Below are 19,228 nucleotides of genomic sequence, written 5' to 3' on the forward strand. Positions count from 1 at the left end.
ATATACCTATTCTATTTCGTTTAAAATCATCGTCAAAGCCGCTATTGCTGAACGCTCTATATTTTGCTGCCGCTTATCACCAAAAGTAAAACGTCTGGCCTTCGCACCCTGAGGCCCGGCCACAGCGATCCATACCGTTCCTACCGGTTTCTCAGGGGTCCCTCCACCTGGTCCGGCAACACCCGTTACCGCGACTGAATAGTCCGTACCGAAACGTTCATACGCCCCAAGCGCCATCGCCAGTGCAACCTCCTCACTTACTGCTCCGTATGTGGACAATGTTTCCGCTGGTACACCAAGTACGGACATTTTAAGTTCATTTGCATATACTATAGCTCCTCCCTTGTAGACCACTGAGGCGCCGGCATGTTGTGTGACCAGCTGGGCAATATGACCACCCGTACAACTTTCTGCAGTGGATAAAGTGATTCCCCGGTCTTCCATTTTATTCAATAGGGCCTTCTCCAGTGCAATATCTTCTTCAGCAACCACATACTTCCCCACCTTTTCTTTAATCAGTGCTACATAGCTTTCCACTTCGCGTTTCAACAACAGCTCATCAGACCCGACACTACTCAATCTCAATCTTACCTGGCCCAGTTTCGGCAAATAGGCCAGTCTGATATGAGCAGGCAACGCATTCTCAATAGCCAATATCTCCGCTGCCAGAAAGGACTCTCCTATGCCTGCCGTAAGCAAAGTCTTATGATAAATTACGGGTAGTTCGAACTTTGAACTGAGACGAGGCAATATCTCTTCTTCCATCAGGTACATCATTTCAAAAGGTACACCTGGCATAGATATGATCACCTTTCCGTTATGGTCAAACCACATACATGGTGCCGTACCATTCCTGTTTTGAATCACAAGGCAACCGTCAGGTACGTCAGCCTGTAGCATATTAGATTCAATCAGCGGTCTGTTCAGCTTTTCAAAAAACTGCTTTACCTGTTCCAGCGTAGCTTCATCACGACGCATTCCCATACCAAAGTAGCTGGCAAGTACCTGTTTGGTAATATCATCTCTTGTAGGACCCAGCCCACCTGTGATCAGAACAATATCCGCTCTTTCTTCAGCCTGTGCAAGTGCGGCAGCAATATGCTTACCTTCATCAGAAACCGATGTTATCTGCTTAACTTTTATACCGATCAGGTTGAGTTTTTGTGCCATCCAGGCAGAATTGGTATCTACGATTTGCCCAATCAGGATCTCATCTCCAATAGTAATAATTTCAGCTAGCATGTATATGGTTAATAACGGGTAAAATATTGCTTTCTTTTGCTCAGCTTCAGGTCCTGAAGTACGGCAGCCTTAACCTTTATATCTACAGAATAAGACTGATAAGCACCAAAAGGAACCCAACTGAAGCTCATATCCCAGCAATGCAGGTCGCGATAAATAGAAAAATTAGTCTGAGAAAAGGTTTTGTTCCTAAAATCCCAGCCTGATGTAAATTGTACCTTCCATTTTGGGGTAATATTGGCATCTCCATTAAAATTAAGTGTATTGGTTAGCTGACTATTCGAACCTACTTCAGTGGTACTATACTGGAAACTATAGCTGAACGCAAAGTTCCAGGGAATTTTAAAATCCACAAAGGCATTCGGGTCCCGGCTCACCCGCGCCAGTGCTTCCGATTGTTCCGGTGTCATTCCTGCCTTTTCTACCTGGTCTCTTAATGCATCCTGGTTCTGGTTCCTTCGCTTAAGGGCATCAGGATTAAAACTATAGTCAAAGGAAAAACCAAAGCTGGTCAGCCGTGGCAACTTCCCCGTATTCCAGACATACTGATCAGCCAAATACCGCACTCTTTCCCCGGTAGTGGGACTTATAGAATCAGTTCTGACCACATAAGGGTTTAATACGCCATTATAGTTAATCCCCAGTTTATCCGTAAACTGCGATCTTCCGTTAAAACCTAAAGTAGACAGTTTAAAGTTTTCTTTCAGGAAATTATAACTCCCACTGATGCTCAATCCCTGTATCACAGGAATCTTTTTGTCACCTTTACCGGTAGTATCATTGGGAGTAAGAACCTTGGCTTCCACGGTATTGTCCAATCCAAAGGAAAGCACAGCTTGTCTTCCGAGTCCGGGTCCGCCGTAAAGCGTACCTTCAAAGATCGAGTATTTCGTTTTGCGGCCCTGGGCATCTAACACATCCGAACCGTCCGTATACTTGGCATATTTATAGTACCCACGCGAAATATCAGAAAAGTCAGGAGTATAGCTAAACGATACCCTTGGCGTCATCACATGTCTCAGAGCCCTAAAATTTCCCAGGTTTTTGAATTGAGCAGTACTGTACAACTTAGTAGAAAGACTCATACTGGCGCTGTATTCCCCGTTACGCTTGAAGCCGGGGATTGTGTCAATTATCTGCAGATCATTCCCATTCAACACCCTCATATAAGTTTTTTCAATGGTCTGAAAAGCCCATCTTTCATGATAAGTCCCACCCAGACTAAAGTTAAAATGTTTTAAGGCATTAAAAGACATATTGATCGGCATCTGGTGGTCCACGCCGTTTTTGAATTTATTAAGTGTCTCTCTTTGGAAAAGCTGATCTTCTTTAGTCTGGATACTATTGCTCGCCTGCATATTATAACCCAACGTGATCTTCTGATACCATTTTTGTTCACCGACCCTATCCTTTGAATCAAACGGATTAAATGTAGGAACAGAGAAATTCAGGTCCGGGAGGACGAGATCTATTGATTTCGTTTGTGTTTCCTGATATGCCGAAAAGCTGGACCCGAAATTGATCCCGTTATCAAACACCCTGCCATAGGAAATACTTGAACGCATCGTATTTTGCGCAGTAAGGTATGGGTCATAGCTACCCGAAGCCGCAGTATTTCGGTTATAATTAACCGTTCCCGCGTCCACAGAGGCAGAAAAAGTAGTACCTGGCTTGGCATTTGCACTCTGCTGATGGCTCCAGCGTATCTTAAAATCCTTAACCTTATTGAAATCTTTAGTACCCTCTGTACCGTACCTTGAATTGGAATAATTCAGCACAATATTCCCATTGTATTTATACCGTTTGGTATAATTTGACATCAACATTGCGTCATATGACCCTCTGGTATAAATTGTACCTGTCAACTTGGCATCCCAATAATCGTTAAGCCCTAAATAATATCCGCCATCCCTTAAAAAAAATCCGCGTGTATAGTCTTCCCCAGGTGATGGAAGGATAAAACCAGAGGATTTTTTGTTGGGTTTAGGAAAAAAGGCAAATGGCAGTCCAATAGGTAAGGGTATATCTTCAATCTTCAGATATACGGGACCAGTAATGATCTGATGTTCGGTAACGATCCCCTTGGTAATATGTATGCCAAAGTGAGGATGAGGTAAATTACAGGTGCTGTAGGTCTGCCCCTTGCTATGAATCTCATCATCGGGCTGTTTCTTTGCCTTACCTCCTGAAAAAAAACCGCCTTCCTGTTCCGTAAACACTCCCCATATCTGAGCTTCTAGCGTCTCGGTATTATATTTCAGCGAGTCAGCAAGCGAAGTACCCTGTCCTTCCATTTTCATGATCGGGCGCCCCACATATTTACCGTTCGGCAAAGTCCTCCCCCGGGCAAAGATCTGCTTGGTACTATCGTTATAAGTAATATAGTCCGCGTCCAGTTCGAATCCCTGATAAATTACGCGCGCGCCTCCATATAACTTGACAATATGGGTTTTTACATCGGATACCGTAGAATCCTGGGCGGAATATTCAATTTTTCCACTGGACACTGTATCCTTAGGTACTTTTTCTGCGTTAGTTCCTTTGCCTGGTACATTCTTTCTGGCGGTGTCGGCAAGAGGTCTTACCTGTTGCCATGAAATAGAAGAAAATGCCTTTACCCGCTCGCTGAAAGCTGTTAGCAGCACAAAAAAGTTAAGAAAAATGATATACTGTAAAAGTTTCAAATTCGTGCGTGAATGTTATTTTTGCATTAATGTTTAATCCAAAACGTTCAAAATTAATGAAAAATATACCATTGCTCAGACCAAAAGCGATTTTGATCGCATTTATTTCTGCAGCAATCACTATCCTATTTAATTTTCAGGCATTTACACAGGAATACAGGGTAAAAACAATCGTCATTGACGCAGGACATGGAGGCAAGGACGGAAGTACCCGAGGGCTTTATTCTACAGAAAAGGACGTAGCGTTAAAGACTGCTTTAAACCTCGGCGCCGCCATTCAGGCAAACATGAAAGACGTCAAGGTAATTTATACCCGGGACGAAGATGTATTTATACCACTGTATGAGCGGATCGGCATTGCCAATGAAGCTAAAGCAGATCTTTTTATTTCTATACATTGCAATGATATGCCTGTATACCATAGTTCCGTTGTAACAGGCTACCGTAAAAACAGCCGGGGGAAGAAAGTTCCGATTTACAAAACGGTAAGCCGTAAAAGTACTTCGACACGAGGGACAGAGACTTTTGTATCAGGTATTGGCCGGGTCAATGAACAGGATGAAGCGATCAAAAGGGAAAATGCGGCTATTTTTCTGGAAGATAATTACAAGGAAAATTATGAGGGTTTTGGCGCCAATGCATCTGAAAATGCCATTATCCTTTCGCTTATGAAAAACACTTTCCGGACGCAAAGCCTGAGATTGGCAAAGTTTGTGCAGGATGAGTACGTAAATTCAGGACGTATCAACCGGGGCGTACAGGAAAAAAGCCTTGCCGTCCTTGCCAGGGCCGGTATGCCAGCCATTCTAACGGAGATTGGCTTCATCAGTAACCCTGAAGAAGAGGATTATATGAACTCTGAAGACGGCCAGAAAGAAATTGTAAACTGTTTGTTAAAAGCTATAGAAAGTTATAGAAAAAGCGTAGAAGGATGAAAGTAAAAACCCTGTACCTGTTAATTCCCCTATTATCAATATTTTACAGCCAGCAATCTTTTTCTCAAACCTATAAGCTAAAGACCATCGTTATCGATGCCGGACATGGTGGCAACAAACCCGGGGCCAGGGGCAGTTTCTCACTGGAAAAAAACGTAGCACTGGAAGTTGCGCTTAAGCTTGGTAAGAAAATAGAGCAGGAAATGCCTGAAGTAAAAGTACTGTATACCCGCAAAACCGATGTGGACGTAGACTTTTACAAACGGGCTGCACTTGCAAACGACAATAAGGCAGACCTCTTCATTTCCATACACTGCAATTCCATGCCGGATCAACGTGTTGTTGTTGGCTACACCAAAACCAAAAGTGGCAAGAAAGCCCCCAAGTATGCGTATAGAAAGAATACGACCACAAGTGGCACCGAAACATTTGTAGCCGGATCACATCGTCTGAATGAACAAGATGCCGCAATCAGAGAGAACGAGGATATCAAACTGGAAAAAAACTATAAACAAAATTACAATGGGTATGATCCTAACGATCCTGAAACATTTATTATCCTATCTTTGTTTAAAAACTTGTTCCGGGACAAAAGCCTGAAGCTTGCCAAACTTATACAAGAAAATTACACGAAAGATGATGGCAGGGTAGACAGAGGTGTCAAAGAACAGGGGCTTTTGATTTTACAACGGTGCGGCCTGCCTGCTGTCCTCACCGAAATAGGTTTTATCAGCAATCCGACAGAAGAAAAGTACATTAATTCCGAAAGTGGTCAGACCGAGATCGTAAATTCTATTTTCAAAGCAATTAAAACCTATAAAAAGGAAACCGAAACTAACTAAACGCCTATATACAACAACCCCACAAATGAAAATAGCAAACGAAACCAAAGTAGGTATCATGGCGGCTTTCGCCATAGCCTTGTTGATTATTGGATATAACTTTTTAAAGGGTAATGCCATTTTTTCAAGTGAGACTGTGTTGTATGCGCGCTATTCTCATGTAGACGGGCTTGCGGTATCCAAGCCTGTACTTATCAACGGCTTCCAGATTGGCAGGGTAGATAAGTTACAGTTGCAGCCAGATGGTACCATTTTGGCCACACTCAAGATCAAAGGCAAATATGAAATTCCAAAGACAAGCATTGCACGCCTGGAAAGCACTGACCTTCTGGGTAGCAAGGCAATTATCATGGACCTTGGCACAGGCGAAAACTATGCTAAGGATGGGGATACGCTGAACGCTAATGTGCAGAAAGGACTCCTGGAAACTGTACAACCGGTACAGAAGAAGGCAGAGCTTATCATTGCTAAAATGGATTCTATACTTACCAGCGTGAACGCCATTCTAAACCCTAACTTTCAGAAAAACGTAGACAGGAGCTTCAACAGCATAGCTGCAACACTTGCTTCTTTAGAGGCTACCTCTAAAAAAGTAGACAACCTAGTAGGTTCCGAGGGCTCACGTATCTCTGCAATCCTCGCTAATGTGGAATCTATTTCCAATAATCTAAGGCAGAATAACCAGAAAATTAGTTCCATACTTGACAATGTCAATTCAATTACAGATCAGGTAGCCGCAGCCAACTTCAAACAGACCATCGAGAATGCCAATAAAGCAGTTGCTGACCTGCAGGTCATCGTCGGAAAGATCAATCAGGGAGAAGGCACATTGGGAATGCTGGTCAACGATACTAAAATGTATGAGAACCTTAATAATGCTTCCAAAAATCTGGACAATTTAATGATCGATCTGAAAGCGAATCCAAAACGTTACGTGCATTTTTCTATATTCGGCGGCGGCAATAAAAAGGACAAATGAGGCCCCGGTAATCGGCTGAACTTGATTTCCTATATCGCAAACGTATGTCCCTCGAGGGCCAGCTCAGTTTCCGGAAACAAAGACCTTGCTTCATCCAGCAGTTCCTGCAAGGTCTTATACCTCGAGGAAAAATGCCCGATTAGCAATTTTGAAGCCTTGGTTAACTTAGCTACCTCTGCAGCCTGCAGTGCCGTAGTATGATGTGTCTGATTAGCGCGTTCGAGCATATCGTGAAGAAAAGTAGCCTCGTGATAAAGCAAGTCACACCCCATGATCTGTTCAAAATAACTTTCGTCAACTAAAGTGTCCGAACAATAGCCATAACTTTTAGGGCGATCCGAATCCCTGGTATAATCATCATTAAGCAATACCCTCCCATCAGGAAAAGTCAGATCAGCGCCACGCTTCAGTAAAGGATAATATTGAACACCAATATTCTCGGCTTCCAGCTTATCGATGAGTAATTTGCGGAGCCGTTTCTTTTGACTGAACCTGAATCCCGTACAGGGGATCCGGTGATTGAGGATCACCGTGTCCACTGTAAGATCGACATTTTCAAATATCCGGGTGCTCCTTAAAGGATTGATAGCTATAAATTCAATTGGGTACCTTATATCTGTTTCTGAAAACCTGAACTGAATATCCAGTATGTCTTTCAGCGCAGCGGGTGCGAAAATCTTTAACGGCTTAATCCTTCCGTTCAGGTGCAAACTTGAAAGCAACCCTATCAGTCCGAAATAATGATCGCCATGCAAATGACTGATAAAAATGAAATCGATCTTGCTCGCCTTAAAGCCATAACGGATCAGTTGCTGCTGGGTACCCTCACCACAATCGATCAGATAAAATTTCTCATTACAGTTCAGAAGTTGTGCCGTAGGGTTACGGTTGTATACAGGAGTAGCCGAACTGCTGCCCAAAATCGTAACCTCAAATTTCATCGAGCTTCGTCTGCCCCCCTAAAAGTTCCTTTTCAATTTCTTCCATAAAGATCAGATCCTCGGCCTCATCCAGTCTGGAAACAATCGCAAGTGATTCACCGATTCCTGACATCTCCATAATTCCCACCAGCGGAGCTTGGACGCCGGTCACAATGAAGAGACCATTGGCAGCTTTACAAAGCCTGTCGGCTACCAACAGACAGCTTAAATCCTGTGAATCGTTGCATTCATTCACGGCAGAAATATCGAAAACAATATTTCTAAAACCTTCAGTATTCAGAAGGATGAACTCCGATTTTAGTTTGGGGGTATTGTCGTTGGTAAAGCACGGCTCGTCCAACTTCAGTACAACGTATTTCTCATGCTTGTCTACCGAGAACTTCATAATATCATTTTCCTTTAATGCATTAAATCAAAATACCTGCTATTCCAATATATGGATTTAAAGCTTTTCCAAAGCAATGGTTACATTAGTTTCAATACGCTTCAGTACTTCCGAGTCGGGATTTTTTACAAACTGGTCGCCTGTAATACGCTCGTAAAGCTCAATATAACGCGCTGAGATGGCATTTATAATCTCAGGCGTCATTTCAGGCACCTTCTGCCCATCTTTACCCTGAAACCCGTTCTCAATCAGCCATTTGCGCACAAACTCCTTAGAAAGTTGCTTTTGGGGCTCTCCTAACCTTTGTCGCTCTAAATACCCTTCGGCATAAAAATACCGGGAAGAATCTGGTGTATGAATTTCATCGATCAGGTAAATTTCATCGCCAACTTTTCCAAATTCATATTTGGTATCCACCAGGATCAGACCGCGCTCCGCAGCCATTTCTGTTCCACGCTGATACAATGCATAGGTAAAAGCCTCCAGTTGCTTATAGTCTGCCAGAGAAACAATCCCTTTGGAGAGAATGTCTTCCCTGGAAATATCTTCATCGTGTCCTACAGCAGCTTTAGTCGTCGGCGTAATGATCGGCTCGGGCAATCTATCATTTTCATTCAACCCCTCCGGTAAGGTAATGCCACAAATGGAACGTTTTCCCGCATTGTATTCTCGCCAGGCATGTCCAGCAAGATATCCTCTGATCACCATTTCTACCTTAAACGGTTCACAGATCCTGCCGATCGTCACCATCTCATCAGGTATATCCAGCACCCAGTTTGGCACAATATCCGCTGTAGCCGACAGAAACTTCGCTGCAATCTGGTTCAGCACTTGTCCCTTATAGGGAATTGCTTCCTGCAATACGACATCAAAGGCTGATATCCTGTCTGTCACCACCATAGCCATCAACCGGTTATCAATGGTATATACATCCCTCACCTTGCCCTTATAAAAACCCGTCTGCTTCGGAAAACTGAAATTTGTTTCTTTTATTGCTGTCATTCTTATTTATTTACTGCCAAATACTATTGGATATCTCCGTAGGCTTTCAATATACGTTTTACCAATTTATGCCGTACTACATCTTCTCCTGTCAGATAGATAATGTCAATACCAGGAATATCATCAAGTATTCGCAACGCATTGTGAAGTCCGGACATTTGTTTCTTCGGTAAGTCTACCTGAGTAACATCTCCTGTAACGATAAACTTTGCCGAAGGTCCCATACGTGTCAGGAACATCTTCAACTGGAGATCAGTCGCATTCTGGGCCTCATCCAGAATCACAAAGCAATTGTCCAGGGTACGTCCGCGCATAAACGCCAACGGAGCAATCTCAATCGTCCTGTTCTCGATGTAAGTCTTCAGCTTTTCCTGTGGGATCATATCATCCAGTGCATCATATAAAGGACGAAGATAGGGATCTACCTTTTCCTTAAGATCCCCCGGCAAAAAGCCCAGGCTTTCACCGGCTTCTACTGCAGGCCTGGTCAGAATGATCCGTTTAATCTCTTTATTCTTTAATGCGCGTACCGCCAAGGCCACTGCTGTATAGGTTTTACCCGTTCCCGCGGGTCCGATAGCAAATAAAACATCATTTTTTCCAATGCTGCTCACCATCTTCCTCTGGTTTGCTGTCCTCGCTTTTACCAGCAACCCGTTGGTTCCATATACAATCACTTCTCCACTACCCCCAAATTGGGTCTTCTCCACCCCCTGCTCGGCTTCAAGGGCAGTCACACGTCGGGCTGACAGTATCGTCTCCACATCGCCGGCGGTCAGCGCACTATATTTCTCCAGATGACCGACCAGTTGGCTGTACTTCCTTTCAAATACCTGTTGCTCCTGTTCATCTCCAAGTACCTTTACTTCATTTCCCCTGGCCACTATCTTCAGCTTTGGAAAAGCGCTTTTAATCAGCTCATAATGCTCATTATTTGCGCCCCAAAACTGCACCGGGTCTACTGATTCCAATGTTAATTTGAGTTCGTTCAAAATTTTGTTTTTTGATTGAGGTCTGTATTCTGATATAAAAATTGAATATTTGTACGCGATTTGCCGCCTACGCAAGATTAAGAATAAATATTTAATTTTTAATGGCCATTATAACTTTAACGACGGATTTAGGTTCTAAGGACTTTTATCAGGCGGCGCTAAAAGGCAGCATCCTGACCATTCTTCCTACAGCCAATATTGTCGATGTTACCCACGATGTGCCATCATTTAATATCTCCTATGCGGCCTTTGTTCTCAAGAACTGTTACGCCTATTTCCCAAAAGGAACGGTGCATCTTATCGGTATCGACTCCGTTTTCAGCGAAAGCACGCATTACCTTGCTTTAAGATACCGGGATCATTATTTTGTGGGGGCGGATAATGGCATTTTTTCCCTGCTTTTTGATGAAAAACCGGAAGAAATCGTCGAACTAAACATCATGCAGGATCTAAAATACCTGCATTTTCCTCTGGTTGATATTTTTGTCAAAGCCGCCGTGCACCTGGCTAAAGGTGGTAAACTTAAAGATATTGGTCTCCCAGCAGAATCTGTCGAACAAAAAATGCTCCTTAATCCTGTCATAGAACGTGATATTATCCGGGGCAGCGTCATTTATATCGACACCTTTTGCAATGTAATTACCAATATTACTAAAGATCTTTTTACTAAGGTACAACGCAACCGCGACTTTACCCTTTATTTCCGGAAAAGTGAAACCATTACGCAGCTGAGCTGGCACTATAACGAAGTTCCGGAAGGCGAAAAGCTTTGCCTGTTTGGCATCAGTAACCATCTGGAGATCGCCATCAATAAAGGAAAAGCCAGCGGATTGCTCGGGCTGCACCTCAATGATATTGTCCGAGTAGAATTTCACCCCTGAGCAAAAAGACAAGGCATAAAGTTTGTTACATTATGAAAAAGGTTTTCATGGAAGCAACACCAAATTCAAAACATACTGAATTTAAGGCATTCTTTTTAATTGTTTTTATATTAAACTTCATTTGCCCCAGCACCGCAGACGCACAGTATGCAGATACTACAGCATACCAGGCACAACGGCTTAAAGTGAATTCTCTGCTTGCGCAACGCAGTGCGAAATTTGGTCAGTATGACCAGAGCCTAACTCAGCATACCGGAATTTTTGGTTTCCAAAGTAAACAGGATGTCAAGAACTCAAACGAAATCTTAAGGCAAATCGTCATTAATGACAATAATATCTTTAAGGAGCTAAAAATCCTGCTGGACTATAAGGATATGATTGTCCAGCAAGTCAAACGTGATGCAAGCAATAGCAACAGCCGTCTGCAAAATCATCAGGCAACTATAAGAAAGCTGCAGGAAGAGAATGAGAGATTACAAAAGGCACAACAAAGCATAGGTTTGCAGCGTACACTGGCCTCCTCTGCTGCTATTGTATTTTTCGTCATTTTTGTTTTGACCTTCATTCAACGTTCCCGAAACCGTATGTCAGTCCCAGAACAGTCTAATAAAGATCAGTATGACTAGAGCTTTCTTTAAGGTATTGACTAAGATCAACAAGCTGATGTTACCAAGTCTGTATAAAAAAGAACCGGGGAAACTGAGTACGTTACAGAAAGCTATTCTTGGCTATCGTTACTGGGCCCTGATCAGGTCGCTGAAATGAAGGTTCTGTTAGAATTGTCTATAAAAAAAGGCTGCCTGCATTTCAGGCAACCATTCTTATCAGATTTAGTAATCCCGGATCGGAAACTACTTCTACTTATTAAAATGATCAATGATCAGATTAGCCAGCTCGGCACCAATACGCTCCTGCGCCTCATTAGTTGATGCACCGATATGCGGTGTAAGAGATACCTTAGGATGCTGTAAAAGTTCTGCTTTCGGTGTCGGCTCATTGTCAAACACATCAAGTCCGGCAAAAGCTACCTTCCCATTATTCAGTGCCTCAATCAACGCCGGTTCGTCAATAGTACCGCCCCTTGAGCAGTTTACTACGGCAACTCCCTTTTTCATCTTCGCAAATTCCTCTGCTCCCAGGATAGGCTTGTCCGCGAAAGGTGTGTGCAAGCTAATAAAATCGCTGCCTGTAATTACTTCTTCCAAGGAAACTGTCTTTACCGGGATCTGTACGGAAGCACCGCCCTGGAACGACAAACTCAGGCTACCCTCAAACGGAAATAGGTCATAGGCCAGTACATTCATTCCGAGTCCTAATGCCACAGTAGCTGTTTCACGGCCGATGCGCCCGAAACCAATAATACCAATCGTCTTACCACGCAACTCAATCCCTTTAGCATAAGCCTTTTTCAGATCGTTGAAACGGGTGTTGCCTTCAACAGGCATCTTCCTGTTTGAATCCTGCAGAAAGCGTACGCCTGTAAACAAGTGTGCAAACACGAGTTCAGCAACAGAAAGTGATGAAGCCGCAGGTGTGTTTACCACGGTAATTCCCTTACTTCTGGCATATTCTACATCAATGTTATCCATGCCAACGCCACCCCTGCCAATCAGCTTAATATTGGGCACCTGGTCTATCAGCTCCTTACGCAGCTTAGTCGCGCTGCGTACGGTAATGCCATCATAATTCAATAAGGCTTCAGCCAGTTTGTCTTGCGGAACAGTTTCCGTATCCACTACAAAACCCGCTTCTTCCAGCATTTTTTTCCCAATAGGGTCTATTCCGTCGTTTGCTAATATCTTAATCATTATATTTTTTATTTGGTCTATTAATGCTTTTCTGCAAAAACCTGCATTAACTCAACTAATGTATGTACACTTGTGATTGGCAATGCATTATAGATCGAAGCCCTAAAACCACCCACACTCCTATGACCTTTAATACCTTCTACACCATTCTCATCGGCGAACTTCAGGAATGACTTTTCGAGTTCCGGATTTTCCATTACAAAGCACACATTCATTCTGGAACGGTCCTCCACCGCACAAGTACCCTTAAACAATGGATTGCGATCAATCTCTGCGTATAATGCCCTTGCCTTGGCAATATTCTCCTTCTCGATTTCGGCTACACCACCTTTGGATTTCAACCATCTGAGGTTCAGCATTGCCACATAGATCGAGAACACCGGAGGCGTATTGTACATTGAACCGCCCTCAATATGTACCTGATAATCCAACATCGAAGGCAATTTCCTGCCCGATTTACCCAGGATATCGTCTTTAACAATTGCTATGGTAACTCCCGCAGGGCCAATATTTTTCTGTGCACCCGCATAGATCAGTCCGAATTTTGAAACATCAATTACACGGCTCATAATATCGGAAGACATGTCCGATACCACAGGAACATTGGTTTGCGGAAAATCAAACAACTCAGTACCATATATCGTATTGTTGGACGTTACGTGAAAATAAGCGCTGTCCTCTGGAATTGTATAATCTTTAGGAAGATAAGTGAAATTTGCTTCCTTCGAAGATGCAACAATATTTGCCTTACCAAAAGGTGCCACTTCCTTTATGGCCTTTTTAGCCCACACCCCGGTCTCAAGGTAAGCTGCTGTCCCACCTTCAGGAAGCAGGTTCATCGGCACCATTGAAAACTGCAGACTGGCACCACCCTGAAGCAACACCACCGAATAACCCGACGGCACATTCATCAGTTCTTTGATCAGCCTAGTCGTTTCATCAACAACCGCTTCAAATTCTGCTGTACGGTGCGAAATCTCGAGGATAGATAAACCATCCTTAAAATCCAGTACCGCCTGCGATGCTTGCTTAAATACTTCTTGAGGTAAAATACATGGGCCTGCCCCGAAATTGTGTCTCATTTTTTTGGTTATTTTTAGTGGTCGTAAATGTAAGGTTTTTATCTATCTTTCCGATTGGAATTCTTGAACTTTATGATCAATTTTAAGTTCAGCTGACGGCTGGTCAGGTAATTAGGAATGCCATATTGAACGTTATTTACATCTTTTAGCCATAAGTACGAAACGGTATTATTTATATTCAGCAGATTGAACACTTCTAAGTAAGCAGCAAAGGAACTAAAATAATGCTCCAGGAATTGTGGCTTTTTCTGGCCCAGATCATCCAGAAAATCTCTGGAAAAACCAATATCCACCCGCTTGTACGCCGGGATACTGAAGCTGTCTGAATACCGTCTTTCCAGTGGTGCCCCCAAAGGCATTTTCGAACCATACATCAGGTTCAGATGTACCTTATAGGAAGGGCTGTTCAGCAAACGGTCCTGGAAATACACCGATACATTTACCCGCTGATCAGTGGGACGCTTCAGGTAGCCCCGGTCATCTCCAGCCAACTTCTGGTTTGCCTTCATTAGTGAAAGCCTGAAATAAGACACCAGGTCCTTTACGAATTCCCCACCGATACTCATATCTAACCCATAAATATTGCCCTTCGCCTGCTCCCCGGCCAGGTACCGGATCCGCACATTGTCCATCATATATGGCACTAGCCTGTCCTGGTATTTATAATACAGTTCCGAAGTAAGCTTCAGCCGTGTACTCAGGCCGTCAAAAGCACAATCCAGTCCCACAGAAGTATTATAGGAACGCTGCGCCAACTGATCTCTTACCAGCGAACCGCTAAAGTCCCGGATGCTCCGGTAATCCGGTGCCTGTTGGTAAACCCCAGCCATAAACCGGAAGATCTTATCATCTCCCGGAGACCTGTAAGCCAGCAGCAACCTCGGGCTCAGCAGCAACTGCCTGCTCAGTGTATTGATATTGGCCCTAAGCCCTAATTGCAGATCAGAATGATCAGACACCTGGTAGCTATCCTGTATATAACCCGAGAGATACTCAATGAACAGTTCGTTTCGAGCACGGATAAAATTGTCCTGGTAAAAACCGCTGAAGTCACCCCTGCCTAACACCCCTGCTGAATCCACAAAACTAAATTCCGAAATATCGTCATGGTAACTTTTATGCTCAAACCTGAGGCCCGCAAAAAAAACATGATCTTCATAGTTTTGCGTTGCCTTAAACTCAGAAGTGAATACCTGCGATTTGAGGTTATTGTGCGCATAATTCGTATACCCTCCCGTAGCTCCATCTTGCACCGGCAGATTACCCGGCACTATACTCAATTCTGAGAGTTGGTAACGCCCCTCGATATCTATACGTTCCCGTTCCAGTGTATGAAAATAACTGTTGATCCATTTTAAAGAAAGTTCCGGTTTTGGAAACAATGAAGCCGATACCGCCATACCTGCCGACTGGTAATCGTCCAGCTCTTCGCCCTGGTAAGCCGTCTGCAACCTCAACAAAGTATTCAGCGTCCCAAACTTTGTTTCCCGGCTGTCAGGGATCAGTCTAAAACTGCCTCCGTTAAAACTGCCCAGAAAATTAAGGAAAAAATGCCCCGACAAATTGTATTGGTAAACCAACTGGGCATCTGTAAAATTAGGTGAATAACTACCCTTGTTATCCTGTCTCCCCAACAAGGTTGCATTGTTTTTATAACGCAGGCCCGCCATCAGGTAACTGTTCCGGGAAAGTATCTTGGAGGCAAAGGCCCCACCCAGAAACCCTACATTCAGCGACGCCTGGCTACTGTCCGGTCGGTCATAGCGTACATCCAGCACCGAAGACAGCTTGTCATCATACTTGGCTTCAAAGCCGCCCGCGGAAAAACGAGCCGAAGTCAGCAGGTCACTGTTGATGAAACTCAGCCCCTCCTGCTGCCCGTTCCGAATCAGTACGGGCCGCGCCACCTGCACATCATTCACGTACACCAGATTCTCGTCAAAATTACCTCCCCTGACACTGTACTGCGCACTCAGTTCATTGTTAACAGAAACGCCTGGTAAAGTCTTCAGCAGCGACTCGAAATTACCATTCACTGAAGTACGGGCGAAAATATCACTCACGTTCAGTATAGAGGTATTGCTCAGCTGGTTCCTCTTGTTCGTTACTCTCACTTGTTCCAGCTCGTTAATATTGCCCGTTAACACTACATCCTGTATCACGCGGCGCGCCATGACCTGCCGGATCTCTATGATTACCGGGTTATAGCCCAGTAGCGCATACTTCAGACTGAACGTTGTATTGTATGCATAAATATGGTAAATACCCTTTTCATCCGTAACTGTTAGCCGATCCTGCCCCAGTATGCTCACCGTCACCTTCGGCAGGGGATTGTTCAGGTCATCCTTTACCACTCCCGACACCTTCACCAACAACTGCGCCCGCAGCCCGCCTCCAAAAGATAAAATAAAAAGTAGTTGTAGCCAGAGGCACCGCATAACGGCTCAGGCTTGTCTAACGTCCGGTTCCAAATGCTTCATTGCGGAAATCATTGCTGAAGGATTCTCTGCAGCAAAAACCGCATTGCCGGCTACCAGCACATCTGCCCCCGAGCGCAGCAGATCGCCGAGGTTATGCAGACCGACACCACCGTCTACCTCGATCAGCAGCTCAGGCTTCAGTACCGAAGCAAGCTGCCTTAACTCCGCTATTTTATTCAATGTATTGGCAATGAACTGCTGCCCCCCAAAACCAGGGTTCACCGACATAATCAGCACCATATCCAGATCGCCCAAAATATCCTTCAGTAAAGTAACCGGAGTATGCGGGTTCAACGCCACCCCCGCTCTGCACCCATTCTGACGGATCTGCTGCACCGTCCGGTGCAGGTGCGTGCAGGCTTCGTAATGAACGGTAATTCCGGAAGCTCCCGCAGCCGCAAATCGATCGACATACCGTTCAGGTTCCACGATCATCAGGTGCACATCCAGGGGTTTTGCTGCATATCTCTTCACCGCCTCCATCACCGGGAAACCAAAGGAAATATTTGGAACGAATACACCATCCATAATGTCCACATGAAACCAATCCGCCACGCTTGAGTTCAGCATCCTGACATCACGTTCCAGATTGGCAAAATCAGCAGAAAGTATTGAAGGAGCTATCAGGTGTTTCATCTGTTTAAGTTTAATAGATTTATTATCAAAGTGTGTCTCTAATGATCATAGGGCTATAGCATCAGGAACTTACTTTCGCTTTAACGGAGTAAATATAAAAAAAGCCCCGCAATTGCGGGGCTCTGTATTATTGTGCCGGCTTGCTTTCTGCCTGCGCACCCTCAGGTTTCTGAGGTCTCGGCAGCAACACCTTCCTTGAAAGCTTCATCTTGCCTTGTTTGTCGATATCCAGCAGCTTCACGGTCACCTTCTCACCTTCCTTGAACACACCGTCCATACTTTCCAGGCGTTTCCAGTCGATCTCAGAAATGTGCAGCAGACCATCCTTACCGGGCATGATCTCCACAAAGGCACCGAAAGTCATGATTGACTTCACCTTACCTTCATAGACCGCACCAATCTCAGGTTTAGCTGCAATCGCATTGATCCGGCCAACAGCCGCATCGATAGAAGCCTTATTATCTGCAAAAATCTCGATAATACCCTTATTACCCACCTCTTCAATAGAAATAGTGGCACCTGTCTCACGCTGCATTTCCTGAATAATCTTACCGCCCGGCCCAATCACGGCACCGATAAATTCCTTATCAATGCTCATTGAAACGATACGCGGTGCATGTTCCTTGTAATCCTCACGCGGCTCAGCGATCGTTTTCTTCATTTCATTCAATATATGCAGACGTGCCTCCTTAGCCTGGTTCAGCGCATTGGTCAGCACCTCCCACTTCAGACCATTGATCTTCAGGTCCATCTGGCAGGCCACGATACCTTTTTCGGTACCTGTCACCTTAAAGTCCATATCGCCAAGGTGGTCCTCGTCACCAAGGATATCCGAAAGGATCGCATATTTACCTGTCTTCTCATCCGTGATCAGGCCCATCGCGATACCCGATACCGGCGCCTTGATCTTTACACCAGCATCCATCAGCGCCAGTGTACCGGCACAAACGGTCGCCATAGAAGAAGAACCATTAGACTCCAGGATATCGGAAACCACTCGGATCGTGTAGGGATTTTCCTCAAGGCCCGGCAGCACCTTTTTCAGCGAGCGCATCGCCAGGTTACCATGTCCTACCTCCCTACGGCCAGGTCCCCTGTTCGGGCGTACCTCACCGGTAGAAAATGCAGGGAAATTATAGTGCAGCATAAACTTATTGTAGCCATGGATGAAAGCACCGTCGATCATTTGCTCATCGTCCTTAGAACCCAGGGTCACAGTCGTCAGTGATTGTGTCTCTCCACGGGTAAATATAGCAGAACCGTGTGCGGCAGGCAGATAACCTACTTCACTCCAGATCGGACGCACCGTACGTGCATCACGTCCGTCCAGGCGGATACCTTCATCCAGCACCAGATTACGGATCGCATCATACTGCACGTCATGGTAATATTTTTTAGCCAGAAAACCGGTCACGTCATCGATCTCCTCGCCCAGGGTCGCGATGAAGTCCATCAGTACCTGTCCGAAAGCATCTCCCCTTTCCTGTTTAGAAGTACTGCTTTTCGCAATCGCGTATACTTTATCATAAGTTGCCGCATAGATCTGTTCTCTCAGTTCAGGCTTGCTTTCTTCATGCGAGTATTCACGTTTTACCGTCTTTCCGGTCGCCTCGGTCAGTTCCTTCTGTATCTGCACCTGGGTAACGATCGCTTTATGGGCAAACTCTATCGCCTCTACCATTTCCGTTTCGGAGATTTCGTCACTCTCGCCTTCAACCATTACGATATCACGCTCTGTACCCGCTACCAGGAAATCCAGCGTAGCGCGTTCCAGATCAGTTACATAAGGGTTAATCACCAATTGTCCGTCAATTTTCGCCACACGTACCTCTGAGATCGGCCCGTTAAACGGGATATCTGATACAGCCAGCGCAGCAGAAGCTGCCAGGCCGGCAAGGCAGTCAGGCATTACATCTTTATCTGAAGAAATCAGGGAGATCATTACCTGCGTATCCGCATGGTAGTCCTCAGGAAACATCGGGCGCAGCGCACGGTCTACCAGACGTGAGATCAATACTTCATAATCAGACAAACGTGCCTCGCGGCGCAAAAACCCGCCAGGGATACGGCCCGCAGCCGCATATTTCTCCTGGTAATCTACCGACAAAGGCAGGAAATCCACGCCAGCTTTTGCTTCCTTAGCTGAAACTACAGTGGCCAGAAGCATTGTATCTCCCATTTTCACAACTACCGAACCGTCAGCCTGCTTGGCCAGTTTCCCGGTTTCGATCTCAATTAACCTTCCATCACCCAGATCGAAGGATTTTTTTATTACATTCATTTACGATCAATTATGGTGTGTTTTCCTCTTTCTACACACCTGATTATTTAACTTATTT

General features: G+C 44.7%; 17 protein-coding genes. 6 read left to right on the top strand and 11 right to left on the bottom strand.

The features are described 5' to 3' along the window. Window positions 1-6: 6 nt before the first annotated feature. A complete protein-coding gene (locus P2W84_RS02190; protein WP_276088462.1) occupies window positions 7-1,242 on the bottom strand; it encodes a competence/damage-inducible protein A in 1,236 nt (411 codons plus the stop codon). 8 nt (window positions 1,243-1,250) lie between these two features. Beyond that, window positions 1,251-3,926, bottom strand: coding sequence for a putative LPS assembly protein LptD (locus P2W84_RS02195; protein ID WP_276088463.1), 2,676 nt, complete (start codon window positions 3,924-3,926; stop codon window positions 1,251-1,253). 56 nt (window positions 3,927-3,982) lie between these two features. Here P2W84_RS02195 and P2W84_RS02200 point away from each other — a divergent pair, with 56 nt between their 5' ends. Genes P2W84_RS02200 through P2W84_RS02210 form a run of 3 tightly spaced genes read left to right on the top strand, consistent with a single transcriptional unit; the run spans window position 3,983 to window position 6,682 of the window. Continuing rightward, window positions 3,983-4,861, top strand: coding sequence for an N-acetylmuramoyl-L-alanine amidase (locus P2W84_RS02200; RefSeq protein WP_276088464.1), 879 nt, complete (start codon window positions 3,983-3,985; stop codon window positions 4,859-4,861). Beyond that, a complete protein-coding gene (locus P2W84_RS02205; protein WP_276088465.1) occupies window positions 4,858-5,703 on the top strand; it encodes an N-acetylmuramoyl-L-alanine amidase in 846 nt (281 codons plus the stop codon). Before P2W84_RS02200 ends, P2W84_RS02205 begins: the two co-directional genes overlap by 4 nt. Before the next feature lie 25 nt (window positions 5,704-5,728). Beyond that, window positions 5,729-6,682 carry an MlaD family protein gene (locus P2W84_RS02210; RefSeq protein WP_276088466.1) on the top strand — a complete coding sequence of 318 codons (954 nt, stop codon included), beginning with the start codon at window positions 5,729-5,731 and terminating at the stop codon, window positions 6,680-6,682. Window positions 6,683-6,711: 29 nt separating this feature from the next. Here P2W84_RS02210 and P2W84_RS02215 read toward each other — a convergent pair whose 3' ends face one another. The 4 genes from P2W84_RS02215 to P2W84_RS02230 are packed head-to-tail and all read right to left on the bottom strand — an operon-like array spanning window position 6,712 to window position 10,002. Then, window positions 6,712-7,623, bottom strand: a complete 912-nt coding sequence (locus tag P2W84_RS02215; protein WP_276088467.1) for a ribonuclease Z — start codon at window positions 7,621-7,623, stop codon at window positions 6,712-6,714. Continuing rightward, window positions 7,613-8,008 carry an STAS domain-containing protein gene (locus P2W84_RS02220; protein WP_276088468.1) on the bottom strand — a complete coding sequence of 132 codons (396 nt, stop codon included), beginning with the start codon at window positions 8,006-8,008 and terminating at the stop codon, window positions 7,613-7,615. The genes P2W84_RS02215 and P2W84_RS02220 overlap by 11 nt, the downstream gene beginning before the upstream one ends. Window positions 8,009-8,065: 57 nt before the next feature. Next, window positions 8,066-9,010 (bottom strand): phosphoribosylaminoimidazolesuccinocarboxamide synthase, encoded by a 945-nt coding sequence (locus P2W84_RS02225; protein WP_276088469.1) that lies wholly within the window; start codon window positions 9,008-9,010, stop codon window positions 8,066-8,068. Between the two features lie 23 nt (window positions 9,011-9,033). Then, on the bottom strand, window positions 9,034-10,002 hold the full coding sequence (locus P2W84_RS02230) for a PhoH family protein (protein WP_276088470.1): 969 nt from the start codon (window positions 10,000-10,002) through the stop codon (window positions 9,034-9,036). Between the two features lie 101 nt (window positions 10,003-10,103). On the opposite strand from P2W84_RS02230, the gene P2W84_RS02235 reads away from it, so the two are divergent. Genes P2W84_RS02235 through P2W84_RS02245 form a run of 3 tightly spaced genes read left to right on the top strand, consistent with a single transcriptional unit; the run spans window position 10,104 to window position 11,648 of the window. Beyond that, window positions 10,104-10,883, top strand: a complete 780-nt coding sequence (locus tag P2W84_RS02235) for an SAM-dependent chlorinase/fluorinase (protein WP_276088471.1) — start codon at window positions 10,104-10,106, stop codon at window positions 10,881-10,883. Between the two features lie 47 nt (window positions 10,884-10,930). Then, window positions 10,931-11,509: a hypothetical protein gene (locus P2W84_RS02240; protein ID WP_276088472.1), complete on the top strand. Its 579-nt coding sequence runs from the start codon at window positions 10,931-10,933 to the stop codon at window positions 11,507-11,509. Then, a complete protein-coding gene (locus P2W84_RS02245; RefSeq protein ID WP_276088473.1) occupies window positions 11,502-11,648 on the top strand; it encodes a hypothetical protein in 147 nt (48 codons plus the stop codon). Before P2W84_RS02240 ends, P2W84_RS02245 begins: the two co-directional genes overlap by 8 nt. Window positions 11,649-11,740: 92 nt before the next feature. On the opposite strand, the gene P2W84_RS02250 is transcribed toward P2W84_RS02245, so the two are convergent. The 5 genes from P2W84_RS02250 to pnp all read right to left on the bottom strand — a co-directional run bounded on the left by P2W84_RS02250 (window position 11,741) and on the right by pnp (window position 19,170). Then, window positions 11,741-12,691 (bottom strand): D-2-hydroxyacid dehydrogenase, encoded by a 951-nt coding sequence (locus P2W84_RS02250; protein ID WP_276088474.1) that lies wholly within the window; start codon window positions 12,689-12,691, stop codon window positions 11,741-11,743. Between the two features lie 20 nt (window positions 12,692-12,711). Then, entirely contained in the window at window positions 12,712-13,773 is a 1,062-nt protein-coding gene (gene serC / locus P2W84_RS02255) for a 3-phosphoserine/phosphohydroxythreonine transaminase (RefSeq protein ID WP_276088475.1), read from the bottom strand. 38 nt (window positions 13,774-13,811) lie between these two features. Continuing rightward, window positions 13,812-16,211 carry a carboxypeptidase-like regulatory domain-containing protein gene (locus P2W84_RS02260; protein WP_276088476.1) on the bottom strand — a complete coding sequence of 800 codons (2,400 nt, stop codon included), beginning with the start codon at window positions 16,209-16,211 and terminating at the stop codon, window positions 13,812-13,814. 6 nt (window positions 16,212-16,217) lie between these two features. Continuing rightward, window positions 16,218-16,889 (bottom strand): ribulose-phosphate 3-epimerase, encoded by a 672-nt coding sequence (gene rpe / locus P2W84_RS02265; protein ID WP_276088477.1) that lies wholly within the window; start codon window positions 16,887-16,889, stop codon window positions 16,218-16,220. A gap of 127 nt (window positions 16,890-17,016) precedes the next feature. Further along, complete coding sequence (gene pnp, locus P2W84_RS02270; protein ID WP_276088478.1) at window positions 17,017-19,170, bottom strand: polyribonucleotide nucleotidyltransferase; 2,154 nt, start codon at window positions 19,168-19,170, stop codon at window positions 17,017-17,019. Window positions 19,171-19,228 lie beyond the last annotated feature (58 nt).

This window comes from Pedobacter sp. JY14-1 (genome assembly GCF_029269825.1).
Classification (GTDB): domain Bacteria; phylum Bacteroidota; class Bacteroidia; order Sphingobacteriales; family Sphingobacteriaceae; genus Pedobacter.

Bases quoted from the DNA above. Each gene is read 5' to 3' on its own strand.
- P2W84_RS02210 (WP_276088466.1), top strand. From the start codon at position 5,729: ATGAAAATAGCAAACGAAACCAAAGTAGGTATCATGGCGGCTTTCGCC.
- P2W84_RS02200 (WP_276088464.1), top strand. From the start codon at position 3,983: ATGAAAAATATACCATTGCTCAGACCAAAAGCGATTTTGATCGCATTT.
- P2W84_RS02250 (WP_276088474.1), bottom strand. From the start codon at position 12,691: ATGATTAAGATATTAGCAAACGACGGAATAGACCCTATTGGGAAAAAA.
- P2W84_RS02260 (WP_276088476.1), bottom strand. From the start codon at position 16,211: ATGCGGTGCCTCTGGCTACAACTACTTTTTATTTTATCTTTTGGAGGC.
- P2W84_RS02225 (WP_276088469.1), bottom strand. From the start codon at position 9,010: ATGACAGCAATAAAAGAAACAAATTTCAGTTTTCCGAAGCAGACGGGT.
- rpe (WP_276088477.1), bottom strand. From the start codon at position 16,889: ATGAAACACCTGATAGCTCCTTCAATACTTTCTGCTGATTTTGCCAAT.
- P2W84_RS02215 (WP_276088467.1), bottom strand. From the start codon at position 7,623: ATGAAATTTGAGGTTACGATTTTGGGCAGCAGTTCGGCTACTCCTGTA.
- P2W84_RS02235 (WP_276088471.1), top strand. From the start codon at position 10,104: ATGGCCATTATAACTTTAACGACGGATTTAGGTTCTAAGGACTTTTAT.
- pnp (WP_276088478.1), bottom strand. From the start codon at position 19,170: ATGAATGTAATAAAAAAATCCTTCGATCTGGGTGATGGAAGGTTAATT.
- P2W84_RS02205 (WP_276088465.1), top strand. From the start codon at position 4,858: ATGAAAGTAAAAACCCTGTACCTGTTAATTCCCCTATTATCAATATTT.
- serC (WP_276088475.1), bottom strand. From the start codon at position 13,773: ATGAGACACAATTTCGGGGCAGGCCCATGTATTTTACCTCAAGAAGTA.
- P2W84_RS02245 (WP_276088473.1), top strand. From the start codon at position 11,502: ATGACTAGAGCTTTCTTTAAGGTATTGACTAAGATCAACAAGCTGATG.
- P2W84_RS02220 (WP_276088468.1), bottom strand. From the start codon at position 8,008: ATGAAGTTCTCGGTAGACAAGCATGAGAAATACGTTGTACTGAAGTTG.
- P2W84_RS02190 (WP_276088462.1), bottom strand. From the start codon at position 1,242: ATGCTAGCTGAAATTATTACTATTGGAGATGAGATCCTGATTGGGCAA.
- P2W84_RS02240 (WP_276088472.1), top strand. From the start codon at position 10,931: ATGGAAGCAACACCAAATTCAAAACATACTGAATTTAAGGCATTCTTT.